This window comes from Actinomycetospora sp. CA-101289, from assembly GCF_050955895.1.
Lineage (GTDB): Bacteria > Actinomycetota > Actinomycetes > Mycobacteriales > Pseudonocardiaceae > Actinomycetospora.
Window position 1 is genome coordinate 3,695,669 of the sequence record NZ_CP192093.1, and the last position, 25,071, is coordinate 3,720,739.

At 74.9% G+C, this 25,071-nt stretch carries 24 protein-coding genes; 12 read left to right on the forward strand and 12 right to left on the reverse strand.

Annotated elements, in window-relative coordinates:
* Positions 1–8: 8 nt before the first annotated feature.
* The 5 genes from ACQPX6_RS18395 to ACQPX6_RS18415 form a co-directional block, all read right to left on the reverse strand.
* The gene (locus ACQPX6_RS18395; RefSeq protein ID WP_433781790.1) at positions 9–1,154 is read right to left on the reverse strand and encodes a glycosyltransferase family 4 protein; all 1,146 of its coding nucleotides are present in this window, start codon (positions 1,152–1,154) and stop codon (positions 9–11) included.
* A gap of 46 nt (positions 1,155–1,200) precedes the next feature.
* Positions 1,201–2,088: an alpha/beta fold hydrolase gene (locus tag ACQPX6_RS18400; protein ID WP_433781791.1), complete on the reverse strand. Its 888-nt coding sequence runs from the start codon at positions 2,086–2,088 to the stop codon at positions 1,201–1,203.
* Positions 2,089–2,188: 100 nt separating this feature from the next.
* A complete protein-coding gene (locus ACQPX6_RS18405; protein ID WP_433781792.1) occupies positions 2,189–3,295 on the reverse strand; it encodes an NlpC/P60 family protein in 1,107 nt (368 codons plus the stop codon).
* Between the two features lie 250 nt (positions 3,296–3,545).
* Positions 3,546–3,845 (reverse strand): hypothetical protein, encoded by a 300-nt coding sequence (locus ACQPX6_RS18410; RefSeq protein ID WP_433781793.1) that lies wholly within the window; start codon positions 3,843–3,845, stop codon positions 3,546–3,548.
* A 100-nt stretch (positions 3,846–3,945) separates the two neighbouring features.
* A complete protein-coding gene (locus ACQPX6_RS18415; RefSeq protein ID WP_433781794.1) occupies positions 3,946–5,325 on the reverse strand; it encodes an NYN domain-containing protein in 1,380 nt (459 codons plus the stop codon).
* Positions 5,326–5,410: 85 nt separating this feature from the next.
* On the opposite strand from ACQPX6_RS18415, the gene ACQPX6_RS18420 reads away from it, so the two are divergent.
* A complete protein-coding gene (locus tag ACQPX6_RS18420; RefSeq protein WP_433781795.1) occupies positions 5,411–7,156 on the forward strand; it encodes a DEDD exonuclease domain-containing protein in 1,746 nt (581 codons plus the stop codon).
* A gap of 50 nt (positions 7,157–7,206) precedes the next feature.
* Positions 7,207–7,485: an Lrp/AsnC family transcriptional regulator gene (locus ACQPX6_RS18425; RefSeq protein ID WP_433781796.1), complete on the forward strand. Its 279-nt coding sequence runs from the start codon at positions 7,207–7,209 to the stop codon at positions 7,483–7,485.
* A gap of 9 nt (positions 7,486–7,494) precedes the next feature.
* Here the strand turns inward: ACQPX6_RS18425 and trpD are convergent, their stop codons facing one another.
* Both trpD and ACQPX6_RS18435 read right to left on the reverse strand, forming a co-directional pair.
* A complete protein-coding gene (gene trpD / locus ACQPX6_RS18430; RefSeq protein WP_433781798.1) occupies positions 7,495–8,586 on the reverse strand; it encodes an anthranilate phosphoribosyltransferase in 1,092 nt (363 codons plus the stop codon).
* Complete coding sequence (locus ACQPX6_RS18435) at positions 8,583–8,963, reverse strand: hypothetical protein (protein ID WP_433788300.1); 381 nt, start codon at positions 8,961–8,963, stop codon at positions 8,583–8,585. The genes trpD and ACQPX6_RS18435 overlap by 4 nt, the downstream gene beginning before the upstream one ends.
* A gap of 278 nt (positions 8,964–9,241) precedes the next feature.
* Here ACQPX6_RS18435 and ctaE point away from each other — a divergent pair, with 278 nt between their 5' ends.
* From ctaE to qcrB, 4 genes are all read left to right on the forward strand, one after another.
* On the forward strand, positions 9,242–9,862 hold the full coding sequence (gene ctaE / locus ACQPX6_RS18440; protein ID WP_433781799.1) for an aa3-type cytochrome oxidase subunit III: 621 nt from the start codon (positions 9,242–9,244) through the stop codon (positions 9,860–9,862).
* A gap of 66 nt (positions 9,863–9,928) precedes the next feature.
* The gene (gene qcrC, locus ACQPX6_RS18445) at positions 9,929–10,756 is read left to right on the forward strand and encodes a cytochrome bc1 complex diheme cytochrome c subunit (protein WP_433781800.1); all 828 of its coding nucleotides are present in this window, start codon (positions 9,929–9,931) and stop codon (positions 10,754–10,756) included.
* The gene (gene qcrA, locus ACQPX6_RS18450; protein WP_433781801.1) at positions 10,753–11,922 is read left to right on the forward strand and encodes a cytochrome bc1 complex Rieske iron-sulfur subunit; all 1,170 of its coding nucleotides are present in this window, start codon (positions 10,753–10,755) and stop codon (positions 11,920–11,922) included. The genes qcrC and qcrA overlap by 4 nt, the downstream gene beginning before the upstream one ends.
* Positions 11,919–13,598: a cytochrome bc1 complex cytochrome b subunit gene (gene qcrB, locus ACQPX6_RS18455; protein ID WP_433781803.1), complete on the forward strand. Its 1,680-nt coding sequence runs from the start codon at positions 11,919–11,921 to the stop codon at positions 13,596–13,598. The genes qcrA and qcrB overlap by 4 nt, the downstream gene beginning before the upstream one ends.
* A gap of 851 nt (positions 13,599–14,449) precedes the next feature.
* On the opposite strand, the gene ACQPX6_RS18460 is transcribed toward qcrB, so the two are convergent.
* Positions 14,450–14,848 (reverse strand): cytochrome c oxidase subunit 4, encoded by a 399-nt coding sequence (locus ACQPX6_RS18460; RefSeq protein ID WP_433781805.1) that lies wholly within the window; start codon positions 14,846–14,848, stop codon positions 14,450–14,452.
* 40 nt (positions 14,849–14,888) lie between these two features.
* Positions 14,889–15,833, reverse strand: coding sequence for an aa3-type cytochrome oxidase subunit II (gene ctaC / locus ACQPX6_RS18465; RefSeq protein ID WP_433781807.1), 945 nt, complete (start codon positions 15,831–15,833; stop codon positions 14,889–14,891).
* Between the two features lie 227 nt (positions 15,834–16,060).
* Between ctaC and asnB the strand changes: the two genes are divergently transcribed.
* Both asnB and ACQPX6_RS18475 read left to right on the forward strand, forming a co-directional pair.
* Positions 16,061–17,968, forward strand: a complete 1,908-nt coding sequence (gene asnB / locus ACQPX6_RS18470) for an asparagine synthase (glutamine-hydrolyzing) (RefSeq protein WP_433781808.1) — start codon at positions 16,061–16,063, stop codon at positions 17,966–17,968.
* Positions 17,969–18,061: 93 nt separating this feature from the next.
* The gene (locus ACQPX6_RS18475) at positions 18,062–19,048 is read left to right on the forward strand and encodes an adenosine kinase (protein ID WP_433781810.1); all 987 of its coding nucleotides are present in this window, start codon (positions 18,062–18,064) and stop codon (positions 19,046–19,048) included.
* Positions 19,049–19,111: 63 nt separating this feature from the next.
* Here ACQPX6_RS18475 and ACQPX6_RS18480 read toward each other — a convergent pair whose 3' ends face one another.
* Both ACQPX6_RS18480 and ACQPX6_RS18485 read right to left on the reverse strand, forming a co-directional pair.
* Positions 19,112–19,483: a HesB/IscA family protein gene (locus ACQPX6_RS18480; RefSeq protein ID WP_433781812.1), complete on the reverse strand. Its 372-nt coding sequence runs from the start codon at positions 19,481–19,483 to the stop codon at positions 19,112–19,114.
* A gap of 168 nt (positions 19,484–19,651) precedes the next feature.
* The gene (locus tag ACQPX6_RS18485) at positions 19,652–20,788 is read right to left on the reverse strand and encodes a glycerate kinase family protein (protein WP_433781814.1); all 1,137 of its coding nucleotides are present in this window, start codon (positions 20,786–20,788) and stop codon (positions 19,652–19,654) included.
* Between the two features lie 80 nt (positions 20,789–20,868).
* Between ACQPX6_RS18485 and ACQPX6_RS18490 the strand changes: the two genes are divergently transcribed.
* The 4 genes from ACQPX6_RS18490 to ACQPX6_RS18505 all read left to right on the forward strand — a co-directional run bounded on the left by ACQPX6_RS18490 (position 20,869) and on the right by ACQPX6_RS18505 (position 23,928).
* On the forward strand, positions 20,869–21,528 hold the full coding sequence (locus ACQPX6_RS18490; RefSeq protein ID WP_433781817.1) for a DUF3043 domain-containing protein: 660 nt from the start codon (positions 20,869–20,871) through the stop codon (positions 21,526–21,528).
* An 8-nt stretch (positions 21,529–21,536) separates the two neighbouring features.
* Positions 21,537–22,064, forward strand: a complete 528-nt coding sequence (cobU, locus tag ACQPX6_RS18495; RefSeq protein WP_433788301.1) for a bifunctional adenosylcobinamide kinase/adenosylcobinamide-phosphate guanylyltransferase — start codon at positions 21,537–21,539, stop codon at positions 22,062–22,064.
* Between the two features lie 110 nt (positions 22,065–22,174).
* Positions 22,175–23,173, forward strand: a complete 999-nt coding sequence (locus ACQPX6_RS18500; RefSeq protein ID WP_433781819.1) for a nicotinate-nucleotide--dimethylbenzimidazole phosphoribosyltransferase — start codon at positions 22,175–22,177, stop codon at positions 23,171–23,173.
* The gene (locus ACQPX6_RS18505; protein ID WP_433781821.1) at positions 23,170–23,928 is read left to right on the forward strand and encodes an adenosylcobinamide-GDP ribazoletransferase; all 759 of its coding nucleotides are present in this window, start codon (positions 23,170–23,172) and stop codon (positions 23,926–23,928) included. Before ACQPX6_RS18500 ends, ACQPX6_RS18505 begins: the two co-directional genes overlap by 4 nt.
* Before the next feature lie 41 nt (positions 23,929–23,969).
* Here the strand turns inward: ACQPX6_RS18505 and ACQPX6_RS18510 are convergent, their stop codons facing one another.
* On the reverse strand, positions 23,970–25,070 hold the full coding sequence (locus ACQPX6_RS18510; protein WP_433781824.1) for a branched-chain amino acid aminotransferase: 1,101 nt from the start codon (positions 25,068–25,070) through the stop codon (positions 23,970–23,972).
* Position 25,071 lies beyond the last annotated feature (1 nt).

A 25,071-nucleotide genomic window follows, 5' to 3' on the forward strand; every position in this document is an offset into this window, starting at 1 on the left:
CGAACGGCTCAGCCGGCCGCGAGCGCGCGCAGGCGCGCGGCCCGGGCCTCCCAGGTCCAGTCCGCACGCATCCACCGGCGCCCGGCCTCGCCCATCGCTCGCGCGGCGTCGGGGTCGGCGAGCAGGCCCGCGAGGGTGTCGGCGACGTCGGCGGGGTCGCGGCCGTCGACGAGGCGCCCGGTCTCCCCCGGCTGCACCGTCTCGGGCGCACCGCCCGACCGCCCGGCGACGACGGGCACCCCGGCGGCCTGGGCCTCGAGCAGGACGATGCCGAGGCCCTCGACGTCGAGGCCCCCGCCGAGCGTGCGGCACGGCAGCGCCGAGACGTCGGCGGCCGCGTGGTGCGCGGGCACCTCGTCCGGGGTCATCGGGCCGGTGAACACCACGTCGTCGGCGACGCCGTGGGTGCGGGCGAGGCGGCGGAGGCGGTCGCGGTCCGGGCCGTCGCCGGCGATCACCAGCGCTGCCCCGGGCACCGCCGCCCGCAGCCGCGGCAGCGCGGCGACGAGGACGTCCTGGCCCTTGCGCCGCACGAGCCGCGACACGCAGACCACCAGGGGCCGCTCCCCCAGCCCGTGGCGGCGCCGGATCGCCTCGCGGGCGCCGGGGTCGGGGCGGAACCGGGCGGTGTCGATGCCCGAGGGCAGCGGCTCGAGGGCGGCGTCGGGCCCGAGGGCCGGCGCGATCCGCCCGCGCGTGTAGCGGCTGACGGTGGTGACGACGTCGCAGTCACGCCCGATGCGCCGCAGCGCCTGGCGGCTCCCGGGCAGCATCGACCAGCCGACCTCGTGCCCGTGGGTGCTGGCGAGCACCCGGTCGGCGCCCGCCCGGCGCAGCCCCGGCGCCATGAGCCCCAGCGGCGCGGCCGCCCCGAACCACACCGTCCGGACGTCGTGGGCGCGCACGAGCTCCGCGGCTCGCCGGGTCGCGTCCGGGGTGGGCAGCATCATCGTGGTCGGCAGGCGGTGCACCTCGAAGGGCTGCGCGGCGTCGAAGGCGCGGCACGCGGCGACGGCCTCGTCCGAGCGGGCCCAGGTCGACGCGAGCACGACGAGCTCGTCGGCGGGCAGGTGCGTGGTGAGCGCGTGCAGGTAGGACTGGATGCCGCCGGGCCGGGGCGGGAAGTCGTTGGTGACCAGCAGCGTGCGCGGCACGGGCCGGAGCCTCGCACGCGGTGCGGCGGGCCCCCGCCACCGGCCGTCAGGACCAGCGGCGCAGGAACTCGACCGCCGCGGCGTCCACCTCGGCGGGGTGCGAGGCGCTCAGGAAGTGCTGCCCGCCCTCGACGATCCGGAGCTCGGCGGAGTACGCGTTGACGAAGCGCCCGATCTCGTCCTCGGCGTTCGCCACCGAGTAGACCTGGTCGGCCGTGCCCTGCAGCCACAGCACCGGGCAGTGCACGCCGTCGAGGCGCCCGTGCAGGCCGTCGCGGTCGCGCAGGTTGACCGAGCTCGTCCGCAGCCGGCGACGCCCGTCGTCGCCGGTGTAGTTCTGCTGGTGCGCGGAGTGCCAGAAGGCCCGGGTGTCCGCGTCGACGTCGGCGTCGAACCCCGCCTCGAGCACGGCGTCGACGAGGTCGGTGGGGACGACCCAGTCGTCGTCGACCGGCGCGGCGAGGGTGTCGATGGCCGGCGTGCAGAACGCGACGCCGTCCCAGCACCCGAGCTCGCGGCTGCGCGGGCTCTCGGAGTCCATCGAGGTGCCGAGCGGGATGACGCCCCGGACGACCGCGGGCGCGAGCATCGCCATGCGGGTCGCGATCCAGCCGCCCTGCGACGTGCCCACCACGAACGCCTGGGAGATGTCGAGGGCCTCGAGCACCTGCAGCGCCGCGACCGCGCTGTCCCAGTAGGTGAAGTCCTCGTACCCGGCGCGCGTGCTGCCGTGGCCGTAGGGCTCGATCGCCAGGAGGTTGGCGGTCTCGTTCAGCTCCTCGTCGTCGAACTGCGGCCGATAGAGCTCCACCGACGTGCTGAACGAGTTGATCATCACGAGGGTCGGCCGCGACGCCTCGAGGCGACCGCCGAGCGCGTAGCCGATGCTCGAGGTGCCGAGATGGGGCACGGAGATGGTGTGGGCGGTGCTCACGGGCCCTCCTCGACAGGCCTCCGCCGGCGGGCGGGCGGCCGCGACGGAGCATGTGGCGTCCGGAAGGGGCTGTCAACGCGGGGGCAGGACCCCGGAGCGGCTACAGGACGACCCGGCGGACCCCGGACAGGCTGTTGCGCACGTTCGACACCTTGACCACGTCGCCGGACTGCGGGGCCTCGAGGAACTTCCCGCCGCCGACGTAGATGCCGACGTGGGTGACGGGGCTGTTGAAGAACAGCAGGTCGCCGGGCTGGGCGTCCTTCGGGGCGACCGGGATGCCGATGAGCGCCTGCTGGCGCGACACCCGCGGCAGCCCGACGCCGACCTGGCGGTAGGCCCACTGCACGAGCCCCGAGCAGTCGTAGGTGCTCGGGCCGGTGGCGCCCCAGACGTAGGGCTTGCCCTGCTGGGTGAGCGCCATCCGCAGCGCGTCCATCGCGATGCCCGTGCCGGGGAGGTCGGTGGGGTAGGCCGTGGTGCCGCCGCTGCGCAGCGCGGCCAGGGTGTCCGGCGACGCCTGGGCCAGCGCCTGCTCGGCGGCCGCGACCTCCCGGTCGGCGTCGGCCTGACGGCGAGTGGCGTCGTCGGCGGTGCGCTGCGCGTCCGCGCTCGAGCGCTCGGCGTCCAGCGCGCGGGCGCCGGCGTCGCGCTCGGCGCCCTCCGCGGCGGCCGTGGCGTCGAGGAAGCGCTGGACGATGACCCGGTTGTCCTCGGAGATGCTGTCGAGCAGCGCGGTGCGGTCGAGGTAGGCCTGCGGGGACTCGCTGCCCAGCAGCGCGCCCAGCGGGTCGAGCTGGCCGCCCTGGTAGGCCGCGCGCGAGACCTGGTCGACCTCGACGAACGCGCGGTCGCGCTCGGCGCGGGCGCCGTCGGCGACGACCCGGGCGGCGTCGGACTCGCGCCGCGTGCGGTCGGCCTCCTCCCGCCGGACCGTGAGCTGCTCCTGCGCGTCCAGCGACGCCTCCGTGGCGTCGGCCGCGCGGGCGTTGGCCTGGGCGAGGGCCGCGACGGCGTCGGAGGCTCCGGGCGGGACGATGGGGTCGGCCGCGGCGGGCGCGGCGCCGACACCCACGCCGGTGCCGAGCAGCACGGCGACGAGCACGGCCAGCAGGCCGCGCGCGGACGCCGTCGCACGGCGCGTGCGTCGGCCACCCGGCTCGGTGGCGAGCGGGGTGTGGTCAACCGCGGGACGGGGGGACGCCACGGTCTCGTCGGGTCCTCTCTGCGCTGCGCGGCACAGCCCTGCGCCCGAACCGGGGGACGGCCCTCGCGGAGCGCCCCCGGGCCGGACGGCACGGCCCCCGACGGCCTCCATCCGGGATTCACCCCGCCGTACCCGGCGGTAGGTGAGCGAGCGCACTGTAGCTGACGGGCTACCGGATGCGCCGACCGACGGCGCCGAACGGCGGGCGTCCGGGCGGCGGGCGGTCGGTCCCGGCCGGGACGCCGCGGGCTCACCCCACGCCCCGCGCCCGCCGCGGCGCCGTGCCGTCGCCGCGGGCGGGCGGCGGGGCAGGGGCCGGCGGCACCAGCCGCAGCCGCGGGATCAGCCCGTGGTCGGCCAGGACCTCGAGCGCGCGCTGCTCGACCGGCCCGAACTCCAGCGGCAGCGGGCCCCCGGGCGGGGCGTCGGACGGCGCGACGTGGTCCGTCGCGTCGGCGCCCGGCACGCTCGGCGTGCCGAGGAGCACCCCGACCACGCAGTCGTGGCACGCCACGTCGCGGGCGGCGCAGGTGTCGCAGTCGATGAGCACGGTGGCCTCCCGGCCTGGGCCCCCGGCAGGTCCGGGGTCGTGGTGCGCACGCTAGGAGCGACCCCCGACAACGCCGGATCAGAAGCCGGCTCGATGCCGCTCAGATGCGGGCGAGCCGGTGCAGCAGCACGCTCGAGGGCACCGGGTGCGCGCCCCGGCGGCGCACCGAATCGACCACCGCGCGGTCCGACGTCACGACCACCAGCGGGCGGCCCGCCGGCTCGGCCCCCACCAGCGAGCGGATCAGGTCGTCGGCCAGCACGCCCGGGTCGCTGAACAGCACCCGCACCCCGCGCACCGAGTGCGTCGGCACCCCGGTGATCCCCGCGCCGTCGAAGACGAGCGTGGTCTCGGCGCCCGTCCGCGCGGCGAGGGGCGCGACGGCGGCGACCAGCCGCTCGCGCTGCGAGGCCAGCGACAGGTCCGGCCACCCCGTCTTCGTGACGTTGTAACCGTCGACGAGCAGGTGCACCTCGGGCAGCGCGAGCAGCCGGTCGAGCGCCGCGGGGTCGGTGACCCGGGCCTTCGGCATCGTGCCGGACCCCGCCCCGACCAGCTCCGCGGGCCGCGCCCCGTTCTCCCCCGCCCGCAGCCCCAGCTCGCGGCGCAGTCCCTCGGCGGCGCCGGCCACCGTGTCGACCAGCAGCGCCAGGCGCGCGTCGTCGGCCTGGCGCGCGTCGAGGGCCGCCCGCCGGACCCCGGCCAGCTCCTCCACGGCCCGGCCGGCCCGGGCCTCGGCCGCGGCGACGGCCTCGCGGCCCCGGTCGCGCTCGCGGCGCAGCTCGTCGAGCTCGGCGCGGAGCCCGCCCTCGCCCCGCTCCCGCGCGGCCCGCAGCTCGGCCGCCTCGTCCTCCGCGCGGCGCACGCGGACGCCCTGCTCGCGCAGCCGGGTGCGCAGCTTCGCGATCTCGTCCCGGCTCTCCTGCCCCGCCGACCCGACGGCGGCGCGGGCCTCGTCGCGCTCGGCGGTCAGCCGCCGGACCTCGGCCTCGAGCTTCTCGACGCGCGCCAGCGCCGCGTCGCGCTCCGCCCGCGCGCGCCCGGCGTCGGCGCGCTCGGTGACGTCGCGGACCAGCCCGGAGCCCTCCTCGCGGCCCTCGAGCACCGCGACCGCGGCGGCGTGCACCGGCTCCGCGTCGTCGGGGCGCCAGCGGTCGGGCTGCTCCTCGGTCCACCACGTGACGACCCGGGCGGCGAAACCCTCGGCCGACCCCACCGCCGCGAGCAGCGGCCCCGCCCCGACGCGCGCCCGCTTGGCCGGCGCGAAGCGGGCCACGGGACGGACCGGGGGCGGCAGCTCGATCACCGGCAGGTGCCCGACGGCGATCGCGACCAGCTCCGCCACCTTGGCCCGCACGGGGTCCGGCGCCCGCTCGAGCAGGCGCGCACGGACGGCGGCCCGGGCGGAGTCGTCCTCGGCGTCATCCCCGGTCCCGGGAGCGTCGCCCGGTGGATCCGGGTCGCCGCTCTCGTCCGCCATGACCGAGCAGGCTAGCCCCGGTCCCGGGCACCCGGCCGATCACGGAGGGCGGGACTGTCGGGGGTCCGCCCTAGCGTCCACCGCGATGGACGCTCCCGCCCGTCCGGTCACCGGTCCGGACCCCCAGCTCTCGTTCGGCGAGCTCGGCACGCCGCTGTCGCAGGTGACGTTCGTCGTGCTCGACCTGGAGACCACGGGCGGTCCCCCCGACGGCGACGCGATCACCGAGATCGGCGCGGTCAAGGTCCGCGGCGGGCAGATCGTGGGCGAGTTCGCGACGCTGGTCGACCCCGGTGTCGCGGTCCCGCCGCAGATCGTGTCGCTCACGGGGATCACCACGGCGATGGTGCGCGCCGCCCCGCGCCTGCCCCTCGTGCTGCCGAGCCTGCTGGAGTTCCTGGCCGGGGCGGTCCTCGTCGCGCACAACGCCCCCTTCGACGTGGGACACCTGCGGGCCGCGTGCCGGCGCCACGGCCCGTCCTGGCCGCGCCCCGCCGTCGTCTGCACCGCCCGGCTCGGACGCCGCGTGCTCACCCGGGACGAGGCGCCGTCGTGCCGCCTCTCGGCCCTGGCCGCACTGTTCCGTGCCGGGACGCGGCCGATCCACCGCGCCCTCGACGACGCGCGGGCCACCGTCGACGTCCTGCACGGCCTGCTCGAACGGGTCGGCGGGCGTGGGGTCTCGACGCTGGAGGACCTGCTGGCCCTGCAGGTGGAGGTCAGCCCGGCCCAGCGGGCCAAGCGGCACCTCGCCGACGCCGTGCCCGAGGCGCCGGGGGTCTACCTGTTCCGGGGCCCGGGCGACGAGGTGCTCTACGTCGGCACCAGCGGCGACCTGCGACGACGCGTCCGCTCCTACTTCACCGGCGGTGACAAGCGGGCGCGCATCAAGGAGATGGTCGGCCTCGCCGAGCGGGTCGACTGGGTCGTCTGCGCGCACGCGCTCGAGGCCGAGGTCCGCGAGCTGCGCCTGCTCGCCGGGCACGCGCCGCGCTACAACCGGCGATCCCGCTTCCCCCACCGCGGCTGGTGGGTCGCGCTCACCGACGAGCCGTTCCCCCGGCTCTCGGTGGTCCGCACGCCGCGGGCCGACGCCATCGGGCCGTTCGGGCGCCGACCCGACGCCGTGCGGGCGGTCGAGGCCCTGCAGGACGCGGTGCCGCTGCGCCCGTGCACCCAGCGCATCCCCGCCCGCGGCGCCGCGGGCACCCCCTGCGCGCTGCACGAGATGCGCCGCTGCGACGCACCCTGCGCGGGGCACGTGGACGTCGAGGCCTACCGGCCGGTGGTCGACGACGCGCGGGCCCTGGTCCGGGGCGCCGACGACGCGGGCCTGCGCCGGCTGTCCCTCACGGTCACCGACCTCGCCGCGGCCCAGCGGTTCGAGGACGCCGCGGCCCACCGCGACCGCCTGGCCGACCTCGCCACCGCGCTCGGGCGCGTGCAGCGCCTGTCCGCCGTGGCCGCCGCGCCGGAGATGATCGCCGCGCGGCCGGACGGCGAGCGCGGGTGGGACCTCGCGGTCGTGCGCCACGGCCGCCTCGCCGCCGCGGGCCGCGCCCGCCGCGGGGTGCCGCCGATGCCCGTGGTCGAGGCGCTGGTGGCGTCGGCCGAGACGGTGCGCCCGGGCGACGGCCCGCTGCGCGGCGCCCCGCCCGAGGAGGTCGCCGTCGTCACCCGCTGGCTCGAGCGTCCGGGCACGCGCATGGTGCGCACCACGACGCCCTGGGCCATGCCGGTGGCCGGCGCCGGGGCCTGGCGCGAGTGGGTGGGCCGCGCCCGCGAGGCGCGCCACGCCGAGCACGTGGGTGCGCCCGACGAGCCGCCCTAGACTCCCCGGCCACGCGGGGCGCCCGGCCCCGCCCCCGAGGAGGAGGGCCCGTGATCACGGCCTTCGTGCTGGTCCACGCCGACGCCGACCGCATCCCCGAGACCGCGCAGGCCATCGCGGACCTCGAGGGCGTCGCCGAGGTCTACTCCTGCGCCGGCGACGTCGACCTCGTGGCCGTCGTGCGCGTCCGCGAGCACGAGGAGCTGGCCGACGTCATCGCGGGTGGGCTGAGCAAGGTCGAGGGCGTGCACAGCACCACCACGCACATCGCCTTCCGCTCGTACTCCTCGCGCGACGAGGCGACGGCGTTCTCCTTCGGGCTCGACTAGCGGGCTCGATTAGCCCTCGGCGGCCCGGGCCTCGCGGGCGACGGCCGACCAGCGCTCGAGCAGGTCGGTGGCCGCCCCGGAGTCGACGGCCTCGGCCGCGCGCCGGCGCCCGGCGGCCACGGCCTCGTGCAGGTCGGCGACCGCGCGCCCGGTGACGGCCTCCTCGTGGGCGGCCAGGGCGGCGCCGGCGTTGAGCAGCACCGCCTCGCGCACCGCGCCCGGCTCGCCCGCGAACACCGCGCGGGCCACCGCGGCGTTGTGGGCCGCGTCGCCGCCGCGCAGCGCGTCGACCCCCGAGCGGGGCACGCCCAGCGCGTCCGGGTCCAGCGTCTCCACGCGCACGCCGGCGGGGCCTGCGTGCCAGACGGTGGTCGTGCTCGCGGTGGTGACCTCGTCGAGCCCGTCGTCGCCGCGCACCACCACTGCGCGGTCGCCCCGGGCGGCGAGCACCTCGGCGAGGATCGGCGCGAATCGCACGTCGGCGCAGCCGATGAGCGCCGCCCCCGGGCGAGCCGGGTTGGTCAGCGGGCCGAGCAGGTTGAACGCCGTGGGCACGCCGAGCTGACCGCGCACCGGGCCGGCGTGGCGCATGGCCGGGTGGAAGACCTGGGCGAAGCAGAAGCCGATGCCGACCTCGGCGACGCAGCGGGCGACGGCCTCGGGCCCGAGGTCCACGGGCACGCCCAGGGCCTCGAGCACGTCCACCGAGCCGCTGCGCGACGACGCCGCACGCCCCCCGTGCTTGACCACCCGCGCGCCGGCCGCCGCCATGACCACCGCGGACATGGTGGAGATGTTGACCGTGTGCGCCCCGTCGCCGCCGGTGCCGACGATGTCGACGGTGGGCCCGGGGACGTGGACCGGGCGCGCGTGGGCGAGCATCGTGCGCGCCAGCCCGGCGATCTCCGGCGCCGTCTCGCCCTTGGCCCGCAGCGCCACGACGAACCCCGCGACCTGCGCCGGCGAGGCCTCCCCGGACATCACCTGGTCCATCGCCCAGGCGGTGTCCTCGGTCGCGAGGTCCTCCCCCGCCAGCAGCCGCCCGAGCAGGCCGGGCCAGCTCGGCGGCGCCCCGGCCTGCTCGCCCGCCCGCCCGGTCACCCGCGGACGGCCGGGCGGGCCCGCTCGCGCAGCACGGTGGCCACGGTCTCGGCGGCCGTCACCGGGTCCAGCGGCTGCACGAGCACCGCGTCGGCCTGCGACCAGGTGGCCAGCCAGTGGTCGTCGCGGCGACGCACGACGACGATCACCGGCGGCGGGTCATCGCTCTCGTTCTTCAGCTGCCGGCAGACCCCCATGCCGCCGGTGGGCTGCGCCTCGCCGTCGAGCACCGCGAGGTCGATCTCGCCGGCGTCGGCCGCGCCGAGCACCTCGGCGACGCTGGACGCCTCGACGAAGCGCAGGCGGGGCAGGTCGGGCGCGGGCCGGCGCCCGACCGCGGAGGAGATGGCCTCGCGCACCTCGGGGCGGTGGCTCATCACCACGACGGTGAGGGTGGGCGTCGGGCCGGTCACCGCGAGGCCTCGGCACCGCGTCGCTGGGCGTCCGTCATGCGCCGGATGCTAGCGGTCTCCTCCGTCACCCTCGACCGGCCGCCGGAGCGGTACGACGGCCCGACGTACGACGGCTGGTAGGAGAACCCGCAGGTGAGGGCGGTGTGACCCGACGGCGCTGCGCACGGCGCCGCCGGAGGCGCTGCGGGGGCGACACATCGGCGGCTCGCCCCAGCGGGTGGGTGTCGGGCGGAAGTGTCATCATGACCGGCGTGACGACCGCTCAGGGTGCGCCGGCGCCTTCCTTCAGCGCGAGGATTCACTCCCTCAACCGGCCCAACGTCGTGAGCGTGGGGACGATCATCTGGCTCTCCAGCGAGCTGATGTTCTTCGCCGGGCTGTTCGCCATGTACTTCGTCGCGCGCGCGAACGCCGAGGAGTGGCCGCCCCCGCCCACCGAGCTCGACGTCCCCTTCGCCCTGGTCAACACGATCGTCCTCGTGGCGTCGTCGTTCACCTGCCAGTACGGGGTGTTCGCGGCGGAGCGCGGCGACGTGTTCGGCCTGCGGCGCTGGTACGCGGTCACGTTCGTCATGGGGACGATCTTCGTGCTCGGCCAGATGGTCGAGTACCACACGCTGGTCACCGAGCACGCCACCACGATCGCCAGCAGCTCGTACGGCTCGGTCTTCTACATCACCACCGGGTTCCACGCGCTGCACGTCACGGGCGGTCTCATCGCGTTCGTGCTGCTGGTGTCCCGCACCTTCCTCAGCCGGTTCACGCCGGCGCAGGCGACGGCGGCCATCGTCGTCTCGTACTACTGGCACTTCGTGGACGTGGTCTGGATCGGCCTGTTCGCGGTCATCTACTTCATCCGCTGACCTGTGACCACCACACCGCAGGACCCACAGGACACCCAGCGAGGAGACCTCGAGGTTGGGCACCCGATGAGTGACGAGAAGCCCCGCACCGCCCGCACCCGGGCGCGCCGCGGGACGAAGCTGCGCCGACGCCTGTCCGGGCTGCTCGCCCTGGGCGTCGCCCTGGTCGCCGTCGGCGGCCTGTACACGGTGTTCACCCCGACCCCCGACCAGGCGATCGCCGCCGACCCGGCGATCGTGCGCGAGGGCCAGCAGATCTACGACAACTCCTGCATCACCTGCCACGGCACCAACCTGCAGGGCGTGCAGGGCCGCGGGCCGAGCCTCATCGGCGTCGGCGAGGCCTCGGTCTACTACCAGGTCTCCACCGGCCGCATGCCGCTGGCGGCGCAGGGCGCGGCGGCGGAGCGCAAGCCCCCGCGGTTCGACGAGGCCCAGATCGACGCGCTGGGCGCGTTCGTGGAGGCCAACGGCGGCGGCCCGACGACGCCGGTGGTCGCCAGCGGCGAGCAGCTGCGCGGCGAGGACCTCGGCCGCGGCGGCGAGCTCTTCCGCCTCAACTGCGCCTCGTGCCACAACTTCACCGGCCGCGGTGGCGCGCTGTCGCAGGGCAAGTTCGCGCCGAACATGGACCCGGCGAGCGAGGAGCAGATCTACGCGGCGATGCTGTCGGGCCCGGCGAACATGCCGACCTTCGCCGACTCCCAGCTCTCCCCCGAGGAGAAGCGCGACATCATCGGCTACATCAAGTCCGTCGGGAGCGCGAACCCCGCGAAGAACCCCGGCGGCGCAGAGCTCGGTGGCTTCGGCCCGGTCCCGGAGGGCGCGCTCGCGTTCTTCGTCGGCCTCGCCGCCCTCATCGGTATCTCCCTCTGGATCGGATCGCGCCAGTGAGCACCCGTCCCGCCGACCACGGCGCCAACGCCCCTTCGCAGCCGGACCCGAACGAGGCCACGCCGCGCATCCCGAGCGACGACGAGCTCGCGCAGATGAGCACCGACGACCTCGTCCGCCTGGGCAACCGGATCGACGACCTCGAGGTCGTCTCGGACCGCGAGCGCTTCCCCGTGCCCGGCACCCGCGCCGAGAAGCGCGCCGAGCGCCAGGTGACCCTCTGGTTCGTCTGGGCCGCCATCGCCGGCGTGCTGTTCCTCGTGGCGTTCATCGCCTGGCCCTGGGAGTACCGCGGCCCCGGCGAGGAGGGCGGGTTCCTCTTCACGCTGTACACCCCGGTCATCGGCTTCACGTTCGGGTTCGCCGTCTTCGCGGTCGGCATGGGTGTCATCGCCTACTCGAAGAAGCTGCTGCCCGAGGACCTCACGATCCAGCAGCGCCACGACGGGCGCTCGCAGGAGGTCGACCGGGCCACCGCCGCGGCGCGCCTGGTGCAGACCGGGCGGCAGAGCGGCATCACCCGGCGCAAGATGATCTACCGGTCGGTCGGTGCCGCCGGCGGCGTGCTGAGCCTCGGTGTCCTCGTCGCCGCCTTCGGCGGGCTCGTCAAGAACCCGTGGAAGGACGGCAAGAACTCGGAGCTGCTGGTCACGGGCTGGCACTCCGAGGACGGTGAGCGGGTCTACATGCGCCGCGACACCGGCGAGCCCGAGGAGGTCGCGCTGGTGCGTCCCGGCGACCTCGAGCCCGGCTCGATCGAGACGGTCTTCCCCTTCAAGGAGTCCATGCGCGGCAACCCGGAGGAGCTGGCCAAGACGCTCCACTCCTCCGACTCCCCCGTGATGCTGATCCGCCTGCGACCCAACGTCGCGGTGATCAAGCGGGCGGGCCAGGAGGACTTCAACTACGGCACGCTGTTCGCCTACACCAAGATCTGCAGTCACATGGGGTGCCCCACGTCGCTGTACGAGGACCAGACGAACCGCATCCTCTGCCCCTGCCACCAGTCGCAGTTCCAGGCCAACGAGTACGCCAAGCCCGTCTTCGGCCCGGCCGCACGTCCACTGGCGCAATTGCCCATCGCGGTGGACGATCAGGGATACCTGTACGCGCGTAGCGACTTCATCGAACCGGTGGGTCCAGCGTTCTGGGAGCGAAGCTCATGAGTGCGATCACCACACCCACCCGCAAGGGCGGTGGCCTGGCCATGAAGCTCGTCGGCACCGCCGCCGACGAGGCGGACAGCCGGTTCCACCCGGCCGGGCCCCTACGCCGGCAGATCAACAAGGTCTTCCCCACGCACTGGTCGTTCATGCTGGGCGAGATCAACATGTACGCGTTCATCGTGCTGCTGCTCTCGGGCACGTGGCTCGCGGTCTTCTACGACCCGTCGATGACCGAGGTCACCTACAACGGCGTCTTCGCGCCGCTCCAGGGCGTCGAGATGACGCGCGCGTACGAATCGACGCTCGACATCTCGTTCGAGGTCCGCGGCGGCCTGTTCGTCCGCCAGGTCCACCACTGGGCGGCGCTGCTCTTCGTCGCCGCGATGATCGCCCACATGATGCGGACGTTCTTCACCGGAGCGTTCCGCCGCCCGCGCGAGACCAACTGGGTGCTGGGCGTCGTCCTGCTGCTCACCGGCATGATCGAGGGCTTCATCGGCTACTCGCTGCCGGACGACCTGCTCTCGGGCACGGGCATCCGCACCGGCGTCTCGGCGATCGTGCTGTCGATCCCCGTGGTCGGCACGTGGCTGCACTGGGCCATCTTCGCCGGCGAGTACCCGGGCGAGATCATCATCCCGCGCCTGTACATCGTCCACGTCTTCCTGCTGCCCGGGATCATCACCGCGGTGATCGCCCTGCACGTGGCGCTGGTGTGGTTCCAGAAGCACACCCAGTTCCCCGGGCCGGGCCGCACCGAGCGCAACGTGGTCGGCGTCCGCATCCTGCCGACGTTCGCCACCAAGGCCGGCGGCTTCACCGTCGTCTCGGTGGGCCTCATGGCGATCATGGGCGGCGTCTTCCAGATCAACCCGATCTGGAACCTCGGTCCGTACAACCCGGCGAAGGTCTCGGCGGGCTCCCAGCCGGACTGGTACATGGGCATCTTCGACGGCGCGGTCCGGCTGTGGCCCGCCTGGGAGATGTACCTCGGGCCGTACACGATCTCGGCCATCTTCTTCCCGGCCGTGATCGGCATGGGTCTGCTCACCACGTTGCTGGCGCTCTACCCGCTGATCGAGCGCAAGCTCACCGGCGACGACGCCCACCACAACCTGCTGCAGCGCCCACGTGACGTCCCGGTGCGCACCGCCACCGGCATGATGGCGATGTTCTTCTACTTCTGGCTGCTCGTGGCCTGCGGCAACGACATCATCGGCTACACGTTCGACATCTCCCTGAACGTGATGACGTGGATCGGTCGCATCGGCCTGCTGGTCGGCCCGCCGATCGTGTACTTCGCGACCTACCGCATCTGCCTGGGTCTCCAGCGCAGCGACCGCGAGGTGCTCGAGCACGGCATCGAGACCGGGCACATCAAGCGCCTGCCGCACGGTGAGTTCGTCGAGGTGCACCAACCACTGGGCGGCGTCGACGACCACGGCCACGCCGTGCCGCTCGCCTACCAGGGCGCCAAGGTGCCGAAGCGGATGAACGACCTGGGTGCCGCCGGCTCGCCGCTCAAGGGCGGCTGGTTCCGGCCCGACCCGGCCGAGGAGCAGGACGCCCTCACCGGTGGCGGCCACGGCGGCGACCCGATGGAGGTCGAGCCCGGCGAGCAGCGCGAGCTCGCGGGCCGGCCCGACGCCGGTCGCCCGCGCGACATCCAGGAGTAGCACTCGCACGACCCACGACGGGCCGGGAGCGTCACCACGACGCTCCCGGCCCGTCGTCGTTCGCCCACCCCCTGTCTGGCTGGGGCGGCGCACCTCCGGTGTGCCAGCGAGGCGTCCACGGTGGTGTTCAACGCCAGGATCGCCACATCCTCGCGAGCGCGACACGCCGTGGGTGGCGTAGGGCGGCGAGGCCGGGCGAGGGTGGTACCGAGTGCGCCCAGGCTCTGGCGGAGCGCTCAGGGGGCGCCTGAGGGGCCACGAGACGTCGCCGTACGCGCTGAGGCGCCGGCGCCTCAGCACCTGCCTGGGCACGCTGCCCAAGTCCGCCAGGGCTGCCCCCTGCTCGAGGTGCCTCGGCGGGACGACTCCGCGCGGGGTGCTGCTTGACGGAGATCAGGGGCACCTCATGCACCTCGACAAGCCGCACCTCGACAAGCCGGCGCGGGTGGACCAGGTGCTCCTGATCAAGCCAGGCTGCCGGCGTTCCGCGACGGCGGGCGCCGCGAGGGGCACGTTCCGCACGCTCGATGGACCTGCCGCCTGCCCGGTGGCCCCTTGCAAGCCCCGGACGCAGGCTCAGACCTCAGGAGCCCCGGCGAGCGGAGCCCCGCTCCCCCGATGACACGAAAGCGCCGTTCGCTCCCCCAGAAGCAGCGAGAGCGCCGTTCGCTCCACCCCCGCGGCCACAAGACCAACGCCAACCCCCCGCCACGAAAGCGCCGTTCGTACGCCTAGAAGCAGCGAGCGGCGCGTTCGCTGCCACCAGAGCCACCACAGCCACGCCCGCACACACCACGGCCCCGCTCCGACGGACGGAGCGGGGCCGAGGGAAGCTCAGCGAACCCGGAGACTCAGTGCGCCTCGGGGCCCACGTGGTACTCGAACACGAGCCCACAGATCGCGATCACGAGCGCCACGGCGCCGGTGATGATGAGCCAGCCCTGCCAGTACGCCACGCCGAGGCCCGTGACGGCGGTGCCGCCGGCGACGGCGATGGGCCAGTAGCTGCCGGGGCTGAAGAAGCCCAGGTCACCGGCACCGTCGGAGACCTCGGCCTCCGGGTTGTCCTCGGGACGCTCCTCGAGCCGGCGCGCGACGAAGCGGAAGTACGTCCCGACGATGAGGGTGAGGCCACCGGTCAGCGTCAGGGCGACGATCCCGACCTCCTCGCCGGAGAGGATGCCGTACACGATCGCGCACACGAAGCAGAAGACCGTGAGGATCTCGAAGATGCGGGATTCGACTCTCACCGGGTCCTCGCTCTCGGGTGGGTGGGACGGACGCTCACGGTCAGCGGAAGGCCTGCTGAGCGGTCGGGTCCGGGTTGTAGACGTAGGTGCTGATCGAGCGCGGGCTGCACAGCTCACCACAGTTCAGCGCACCCAGCGCCTCGTTGGTGGTGTACGGCTGCCCGGTCTGGGGGTTCACCTGCTGGCGCAGGCCCAGGAACTGGTCGAACAGGTTCGGCGGCAGTGCGCGGACCTCGAAGTTCATCATCGAGTGGTACGCGCCGCAGAACTCCGCGCAGCGGCCGACGAAGGCGCCGGTCCGCTCGATGCGGTCGATCACCCAGGTGTTCTTCTGGTCGTTCTCCTCTGGGTACGGGAAGACGTCGCGCTTGAACAGGAACTCCGGCACCCAGAAGGAGTGGATGACGTCCTTCGACTCCTGGGTGAAGCGGATGGGCCGGTCGGTGGGCAGCACGAGGATCGGCACCGAGCTCGTGGTGCCGACGACGGAGGCCGGCAAGCCGTTCGGCGCCGGGGTCTGCGGGTAGGTGAACTCCCAGTTCCACTGGAACCCGGTGATGTTGATCTCGAGCTCGTTGCCCGTGGGCTCGCGGTCGACGACGTTCTGGACGACCACCGTGAAGTAGAAGAGCACCGCGACGATGACCAGCGGGATGACCGTCAGGACCAGCTCGAGCGGCAGGTTGTACTGGAACTGCCGCGGCAGGTCCGACGCGCCGGCCTTCTTGCGGTGGAACGCGACGGCCCAGGCGGTGGCGCCCCAGACCAGGACGCCGACGACGAGCGCGGCGACCGCGGCCCCGGTCCACAGGGTGCGCATCTGGGCGGCCTCGGGCGTGACGCCGACCGGCCACCCGAACCGCAGCACCTCGTCGACCGAGCACCCGGACGTGGTCACGGCGACGGCGACGGCGGCCGCGGTCAGGCCCAGGACCCGGCGCACGCGACCGGTGCGGGCCCGGGGCGGCGTCCCTTCTCGGCGCACTGCTGCTGCCTTCCTCCTCGCGAGGTGCCCGCGCTCCGCCACAGCCGCGAGGGCCGACGACAGTGCGGCGGGCGGCCCGGCGATCCGGGCCCCGACGTCGCTGCGGAGACTATCCGAGCGAGCCACTACGCGCTGTCGGAGGGGCGCGCGGGGCGCCACGGATCGCGAGGTCGGCGTCGTCATACTGGGCACGGCCCGTCCCCGGAACCGGAGGTGTCAGCGGACGCGTGTGCGGCCTGATGGGATTGATCACGCCGGGTGGTGAGGGCGCCGCGCGCGCCGAGGCGGTGCGGCAGAGCCTGCACTGCATGCGCCACCGCGGCCCGGACGAGTCCGGCGAGTGGCACGACGACGACGTGGTGCTGGGCTTCAACCGGCTCTCGATCATCGACGTCGAGGGCTCGCACCAGCCGTTGACCTACGCGAGCGACCGCTACCGCATCGTCTTCAACGGCGAGATCTACAACTACCTCGAGCTGCGCGACGAGCTGTCCCGTGACCACGGCGTCCGCTTCGTCACCGACGGCGACACCGAGGCGATCGTCGCCGCCTACGACGTCTGGGGGCGCGACGCGGTGCGCCGGCTGCGCGGCATGTTCGCGTTCCTCATCTGGGACACCCACGAGCGCGTGCTCTTCGGCGCCCGCGACCCGTTCGGCATCAAGCCGCTCTTCCTCGCCGCCGGCCCGCACGGTGTCGCCCTCGCCAGCGAGAAGAAGAGTCTCCTCGAGCTCGCCAAGGCCCTCGGCGAGCCGACGACCGCGCCCGACCCGACCGCGCTGCAGCACTACCTGCAGCTGCAGTACGTCCCCGAGCCGTTGACCCTGCACCGCTCGATCCGGCGCGTGGAGTCCGGCACCAGCTTCACGGTCTCCCCCGGCGAGCCGGTGCAGAGCGAGCGCTACTTCCACCCGACGTTCGACGCCAAGCCCGTCGACGACGAGCAGCGCGTGCACGCCGAGATCACCGAGGTGCTGCGCGACTCGGTGGCCAAGCACATGCGCGCCGACGTCACGGTGGGCTCGTTCCTCTCCGGCGGCATCGACTCGACGGTGATCGCGGCCCTGGCCCGCGAGCACAACCCGGACCTCATCACCTTCACCACGGGGTTCGAGCGCGAGGGCTACTCCGAGGTCGACGTCGCCCGCGAGTCGGCCGAGGCGATCGGGGTGCGCCACGTGGTCCGCACCGTCGACGCCCAGGAGATGATGGACGCGCTGCCGCTCATCGTCTGGTACCTCGACGACCCGGTGGCCGACCCGGCGCTGATCCCGCTGTGGTTCGTGGCCCGCGAGGCCCGCAAGCACGTCAAGGTCGTGCTCTCCGGTGAGGGCGCCGACGAGCTGTTCGGCGGCTACACCATCTACAAGGAGCCGCTGTCGCTCGCGCCGTTCGAGAAGCTGCCCGGCGCGGTGCGCAAGCTCGCCGGCGCGCTCTCGACCAAGCTCCCCGAGGGGATGCGGGGCCGCGACCTGCTCCGGCGCGGCGCGCTGCCGCTCGAGCAGCGGTACTACGGCAACGCGCGGATCTTCCGTGACGACCAGCTCGGCGCGGTCCTGCGCGGCCACGACCCCGAGCTCTCGCACGTCGACGTCACCGCGCCGATCTACGCCGACTCGGGCTCCTGGGACCCGGTGGCGCGCATGCAGCACGTCGACCTGTTCACCTGGCTGCGCGGGGACATCCTCGTCAAGGCCGACAAGATGACGATGGCCAACTCGCTCGAGCTGCGCGTGCCGTTCCTCGACAAGGAGGTCTTCGAGGTCGCGTCGCACCTGCCGACCGAGCAGAAGGTCGCGCACGGCACGACGAAGTACGCCCTGCGCCGGGCGATCGACGGCATCGTGCCCCCGCACGTGCTGAACCGGCGCAAGCTCGGGTTCCCGGTGCCGATCCGCTACTGGCTCGCCCACGACATGCTCGAGTGGGCCCGCGCGATCGTCCGCGACTCGCAGACCGACGCGATCCTCGACAAGGCCGCGGTGCTGCGCCTCATCGACGAGCACCGCACCGGCCCCGTCGACCACTCGCGCCGCATCTGGACCCTGCTGGTGTTCATGGTCTGGCACGGCATCTTCGTCGAGGGCCGCATCCGCCCGGAGATCCCGGAGCCGAACTACCCGGTCTATGCGTGAACGTGCGCGACGCCACCGCGCGGTCCCGGTGACCGCGCGTTTCACCTAGTGTCGATCGCTGGTCCGAAGGACGTAATCCAGCGAGAGGTATCCATGGACGTACTCGGGATCGGCAACGCCATCGTCGACGTGCTGTTCCGCACGGACGACGACACCATCCGCGCGCAGGAGCTGCCCAAGGGCGGCATGACGCTCATCGACGAGGCGCAGGCGGAGAAGCTCTACGCCGGGGCCGGTGACACCACCGAGCGCTCGGGCGGCAGCGTCGCCAACACCATCGCGATCGCGTCCGCCCTCGGCGCCGACGCGGGGTACGTCGGCAAGGTCTCCGACGACCGCCTCGGCACCTCGTTCACCGAGTCGATCCGCTCGCACGGCGTCGACTTCACGACGCCGGCGCTGTCGGGGAGCCCCGCCACCGCGCGCTGCCTGATCATGGTGACGCCCGACGGCGAGCGGACGATGTCGACGTTCCTCGGCGCGTGCACCGCGCTCGGGCCCGACGACATCGAGCAGGACCAGGTCGCCGGCAGCAAGGTCAGCCTCATCGAGGGCTACCTCGCCGACACCGAGCACGCGCGCCGCACCATTGGCAAGGTCGTCGACGCGGCCGCCAAGAGCGAGGCGCGCGTCGGCCTGACGCTCTCGGACGCCGGGTGCGTCGACCGCCACCGCGAGTACTTCCGCGAGCTGACCCGCGAGAACGTCGAGGTCCTCATCGCCGACGAGGACGAGGTCGCGGCGCTGCTCGGCGACGACGCGGTCACCTCGCTGCTGCGCGGCAACGGCGGCAACTGCGAGGTCGTCGTCGTCACCCACGGCGCGAAGGGCTCGACGGTGTACGACGCCGACGGGACGGTCGAGGAGGTCGGCATCCGCGAGGCCGACGAGCTCGTCGACACCACCGGCGCCGGCGACGCCTACGCGGGCGGCTTCCTCTACGGCTGGACCCGCGGGCTCGACCACGCGACCTCGGGGCGCATCGGCGCCGTGGCCGCGTCGCACGTCGTCGCCCAGCTGGGCGCCCAGCCGCCCGAGGGCCTGCGGGACAAGGTCGCCGCCGAGGTCCCGGGCGTCTGACACCCGCCGGACACACGACGGCCCCCGGACCTCGACGAGGTCCGGGGGCCGTGTGGTGTCAGCTCAGTTGAAGCTGTCGCCGCAGGCGCAGGACCCGCCGGCGTTGGGGTTGTCGATGGTGAAGCCCTGCTTCTCGATGGTGTCGACGAAGTCGATCACCGCACCCTGCAGGTACGGCGCGCTCATGCGATCGACCGACACGGTGAGCCCGTTGAAGTCGACGGTGAGGTCGCCGTCCAGCGAGCGGTCGTCGAAGAACAGCTGGTACTTGAGACCCGCACACCCACCCGGCTGGACGGCGATGCGCAGCGACATGTCGTTGCGGCCCTCCTGGTCGAGCAGGGCCTTCGCCTTGCCGGCGGCGGTGTCGGTCAGCTCGACGCCGTGCGGCTTGGCCTCGACCTCGGCCGGCGCGGTGGGGTTCTCGACGGTCATGGTTCTCCCTTGAGCTCCCGGGACGGACGCTGTGCACACTCCGGTTCGGCACAACCCGGTCGCGGTGCCGTGTGTTCCCTCGGGACCGGACGTGCTGGCCCCGCGGCCGACCTCCATCGTCGCACACGCACGGCGATGGTTCCTGCGAGCGCGCTCACCCCGGGGTGATCACGGCGGCCGCGCACCCCACCGCCCGGCGACACCCGCCGCGAGGTCGGCCAGCCGCGCGGCGGGCTCGGCCAGCGCGGCCTCGACGGAGCCGGCGTCGGCGGACACCGAGTAGGCGCCCTCGAGCCCGGCCTCCAGCGCCTCGCCCACGCTGAGGTCCACCTGGCCGGCCAGCGCGATGCACGGCACGCCCCGCTCGCGGGCGCGCGTGGCCACGACGGAGACGAGCTTCCCGCGCAGCGACTGGTCGTCGAGGCGCCCCTCCCCCGTGACGACGAGGTCGGCGGCGGCCAGCGCATCGTCGAGCCCCGCGACCTCCCGCACCAGCTCACCGCCCCCGACCCGGCGCGCCCCGAGCGCCGCCAGCGCCGCGCCCAGCCCGCCGGCCGCGCCCGCCCCGGGTCGGTCGACGAGGTCGGGCCGGCCGCTGGCCGCGGCGAGCACGGCCCCCCAGACGGCCAGCGCGGCGTCGAGGTCGGCCACCGTGTCGGCGTCGGCCCCCTTCTGCGGCCCGAACACGGCGGCGGCGCCCCGGGGTCCGCACAGCACGTGGTCGACGTCGGCGGCGACGACCAGCTCGACGTCGCCGAGGCGTGCGTGCACCGCGGCGAGGTCGTCGACCGAAGCGACGCCCGCGAGGGGCCCGCCGCCGTCGGGGAGGACGGCACCGTCGGCGTCGCGGGCGGGCGCGCCCAGGGCCGCGAGCAACCCCGCCCCGCCGTCGGTGCAGGCCGAGCCGCCGAGCCCGACGACGATCGAGGACGGTCCGTGCTCCGCGGCGGCGGCGACCAGCTCGCCCACCCCCCGGCTCGTGGCGGCGGTCGCGGTGGCCGGGGTGCGCTCGCCGACGAGGTGCAGCCCGCACGCCGACGCCGACTCGACGTACGCGGTGCCGTCGAGCTCCAGCCACGTCGCCACCGTCGGGGCGCCCAGCGGCCCGGTGACCTCGACGTCGTGGCGGGTGCCGCCGCGCGCGGTGTGCAGGACCTCGACGAAGCCGGTGCCGCCGTCGGCGAGGGGCAGCAGGACCGTCGTGTCGCCCGGCACCGCCCGCGCCCAGCCCTGCGCCATCGCGGCGGCGGCCTCGGCGGCGGTCAGGCTGCCGCCGAAGGAGTCGGGGGCGAGCAGGACGCGCATGCGATCACGGTAGGGGGCCACGCGCGGGAGACGAAGCGCAGCGGAGCTCGACCCTGGACGTTCTGTCTATCCTGGACGGCGTGAACTTCCTGCGCCGGGGCTCCGCGTCCACCAGCGACCAGCCCGCCGACGACGCCACCGACGACGCCGCGGCCGACGGCCGCGAGACGGTGGTCGTCGGCGACCGGACGCGGACCGCGAGCAAGGGCCGTCCGACGCCGTCGCGGCGCGACGCGCAGGGCAAGCGCCGCGGCCCGGTGGCGCCGGCGCCCAAGACCCAGCGCGAGGCCATGAAGCGGGCCAAGGCGCTGCGCGGGACGAAGGACGACCGCCGCACCGCCGCCGCCGAGCGCCGCAAGCGGATGATGGCCGGCGACGACACGGTGCTGCTCCCCCGCGACCGGGGTCCGGCCCGCGCCCACGCGCGCGACCTCATCGACGCGCGGCGCAACCTCATGGGCCTGTTCATGCCGCTCGCGGTGGTCATCTTCGTGACCGTGATCGTCCCGGTGCCCCAGATCCAGGCCGCGGGCAGCCTGATCTGCCTGGTCATGCTCGTGATGATGGCGCTCGAGGGCGTCCTGCTCGGGCGCTACGTGGTCACCGGCGTGCGGGCGAAGTTCCCGGACCAGGAGATCGGCGCGCTGTCCTACGGCTGGTACGCGTTCACCCGCGCCACCCAGCTGCGCCGCCTGCGGATGCCCGCCCCGCGGGTGGCCCGCGGCGCCAAGGTCGCCTGAGTGGGGCACTGATCGCTCGCGTCCTCGTCCTCGGCGGGACGCGCTCGGGCAAGTCGGCGTACGCCGAGGGGATGCTCGACGCCGACGGCCCCGCGCTCTACGTCGCCACCGCCCGGGGCGTCGACCCCGCCGTCGACGCCGAGTGGGCCGACCGCGTCGCCGTGCACCGCGACCGCCGGCCCGCGCACTGGCACACGGTCGAGGACGCCGACCTGCCCGGCGTGCTGGCCGCGGCGCCGGGAGAGCCGGTGCTCGTCGACGACCTCGCGACCTGGGTGACCGGCCTGCTCGACGACGCCGGCTGGGCCCGCGACGCGCCGTCGGTCGCCGAGAGCCGGGACCGGTTCGTCGCCGCGGTGTCGGCGTTCGAGGGCCACCTGGTGCTCGTCTCGGCCGAGGTCGGGCTGGGCGTGGTGCCCTCGACCAGCGCGGGACGGCGCTTCCGCGACGAGCTCGGCGCGCTGAACCAGGCGCTGGCCGCGGTGTGCGACGAGGTGTGGCTGCTGGTGGCGGGGCTGCCCCTGCGCCTGGGGTGAGCCGCACCGGCTACCTTGGCGCTCCGCGCTCGTGCGCGCTCGCCCGTGCCCCGGCACGGGAAAGCACGCACACGTCCTGAGGTGATCGCCCCCGTTCGAGGAGGACACGCGTGCACCCGGCCACCGCCGCGCCGCCCGGCGTGGCGCCCCCGGACGAGACCGCCCGCCGCGAGGCCGCCGGCGCCCTGCCCGGCGGCACCTACGGGCGCCTCGAGGACCTCGCCGCCTGGCTGGCCGGGTGCCAGGGACGCGCGCCGGCCCGGGCGCCGCGCCGGGTGCGGGCCGTGCTGTTCGCCGCCGACCACGGCATCGCCGCCGCCGGGGTGTCCGCGCACGACCCCGCCGAGACCGCCGCGCGCGTGGCCGCCGCCCGGGACGGGTCGGCCCCGGTGTGCCGGTTCGCCGAGGCCGCGGGGGCGGGCCTGCGGGTCGTCGACGTGGGTCTGGACGCGCCGGTCCCCGGGGACGACCGCGACGACCGCGCTGGCATCCGGGGCAGCGGGCGCCTCGACACCGACGACGTGCTCACCGACGACCAGGCGTTGGCCGCGCTGCGCGCCGGGCGCGAGGTGGCCGACGAGGAGGTCGACGAGGGCGCCGACCTCCTGGTCGTCGGCGAGCTCGCCGTCGGCGTCAGCACCCCGACCGCCGTCCTCGCCGCCGCGCTGACCGGCCGCGAGCCGGTGGCCGTGGTGGGTCGCGGCAGCGGGATCGACGACCGCGTGTGGATGGTCAAGGCCGCCGCGGTCCGTGACGGGCTGCGCCGGACCCGTTCGGTGGGCCGCGACCCCCAGGGCCTGCTGCGCGTCGCCGGGGGCGCGGACCTCGCGGCGCTGACCGGCTTCCTCGCCCAGGCCGCCCGGCGCCGCACCCCGGTGGTGCTCGACGGCGCGGCGACGGCCGTGGCTGCGCTCCTCGCCGACACCGAGGCGCCCGGCGCCCGCGCCTGGTGGGTGGCGGGTACGCGGTGCACCGAGCCCGCGCAGGCGCTCGCCCTCGACCTGCTGGGCCTCGAGCCGCTGCTCGACCTGCGGATGCGCGCCGGGCAGGGCACCGGGGCGCTCGCGGCGGTGGGGCTGCTGCGGGCCGCGGTGTCCGTGGTGGCGTGACCGTCGGTCCCCTGCGCGGCGGCCTCGCGCTCGCCGTCGCCATGTTCACCGTGGTGCCGCTGCGTGCGCCGCGCATCGACCGCGCCGCGGGCGGGGTGGCCCTCGTCGTCGTACCGGTCGTGGGCGTCGTGCTGGGCGCCGGGCTGGGCGCGGTCGCGGCGGGCCTGGCCGCAGCCGGCGCGCCGGGGCTGCTCGCGGGCCTCGTGGCGATCGGGCTCGGGGCGGCGGCGACGCGGGGGCTGCACCTCGACGGGCTCGCCGACCTCGCCGACGGGCTCGGCGCCCACGGCGACGCCGCGCGCACCCTCGCCGTGATGCGCGACCCCGGCGTCGGCGCGTTCGCGGTGGTCTGGTTGATCGTGGTGCTGGGGGTGCAGGCGGCGGCGCTCGGCGCGCTCGCGGACCGGGGCCTGCTGGTGGCCGCGGTGGGCGGGGGCCTCGCGCTGGGGCTGGGGCGCGCGACGTTCGCCTGGGTCGCCCGGCGCGGGGTGCCCGCGGCGTCACCGGACGGGCTGGGCGCGCTCGTCGCGGGGACCCAGCCGGTGTGGGTGGCGCCGGCGTGGTTCGTGGTGCTGGCCGGCGCGGCGTTCCCGGTGCTGGGGTGGCGGGCGCCGGTGGCCGGGGTGCTGGCGGCGGTGGTGGTCGTGCTCGTGGCGGCCCACGCCCGCCGGCGCCTGGGCGGGGTGTCGGGCGACGTGTTCGGCGCCTGCGCCGAGCTCGCCGTCACCGTCGTCCTTGGCACCGCGTGCTTGTGAGCGCTTGTCCGCGCCTGGGCACGGACAAGCACTCACGAGCGCTAGCGCAAACGCGTCATCCAGCCGTGCGGGTCCGGGGCCGCGCCGCGCTGGATGGCGGTGAGGCGATCCCGCAGGCGCTGGGTCATCGGGCCCGGCGTGGCGTCGCCGATGTCGTAGGTGCCGCCCTCGTGCTTCACGGTGCCCACCGGGGTGATCACCGCCGCCGTGCCGCACGCGAACACCTCGGTGAGGTGGCCCGCGGCGACCTCCTTCTCCATCTCGTCGGTGGAGATGCGGCGCTCGGTGACCGTCGCCCCCTCCTCCTGCGCGAGCTGGAGCAGGGACCGGCGCGTGACGCCCGGCAGCAGCGAGCCCGAGAGCTCGGGCGTGACGACCTCGACGTGCCCGCTCGAGTCGGTGAACACGAAGAAGAGGTTCATGCCCCCCATCTCCTCGATCCACCGGTGCTCGAGCGCGTCGAGCCAGACGACCTGGTCGCAGCCCTGCGCCGACGCCTGGGCCTGCGCGGCCAGCGAGGCGGCGTAGTTGCCGCCGCACTTCGCCTCGCCGGTGCCGCCCGGCACGGCGCGCACGTAGTCGGTGGACAGCCACACCGTCACCGGGGCCAGGCCGCGCGGAAAGTACGCGCCCGCCGGCGAGGCGATGAGCAGGTAGAGGTACTCCTCGCTGGGCCGCACGCCGAGGCCCGAGGAGGACCCGATCATGAACGGCCGCAGGTAGAGCGAGTCCTCGCCGCCCGCGGCCGGCACCCAGCGCTCGTCGACGGCGAGCAGCTCCCGCAGCGAGCCGACGAACAGCTCCTCGGGCAGCGGCGGCATCGCGAGGCGCTCCGCCGAGCGGACCATGCGGTCGGCGTTGGCCTCCGGGCGGAACGCGTGGATCGAGTCGTCGGCCCAGCGGTACGCCTTGAGGCCCTCGAAGATCGTCTGGCTGTAGTGCAGGACGACCGACGCCGGGTCCATCGACAGCGGCTGGTAGGGCCCGACCTGGGCGTCGTGCCAGCCGCGGGCGGCGTCCCAGGAGATCGTCACCATGTGGTCGGTGAAGTACTTGCCGAACCCGGGCGCGGCCAGTACCTCCGCGACACGCTCCGCGGTCGCCGGGGCGGGGTGCGTGGCGTGGGCGAAGGCCGTACTCATG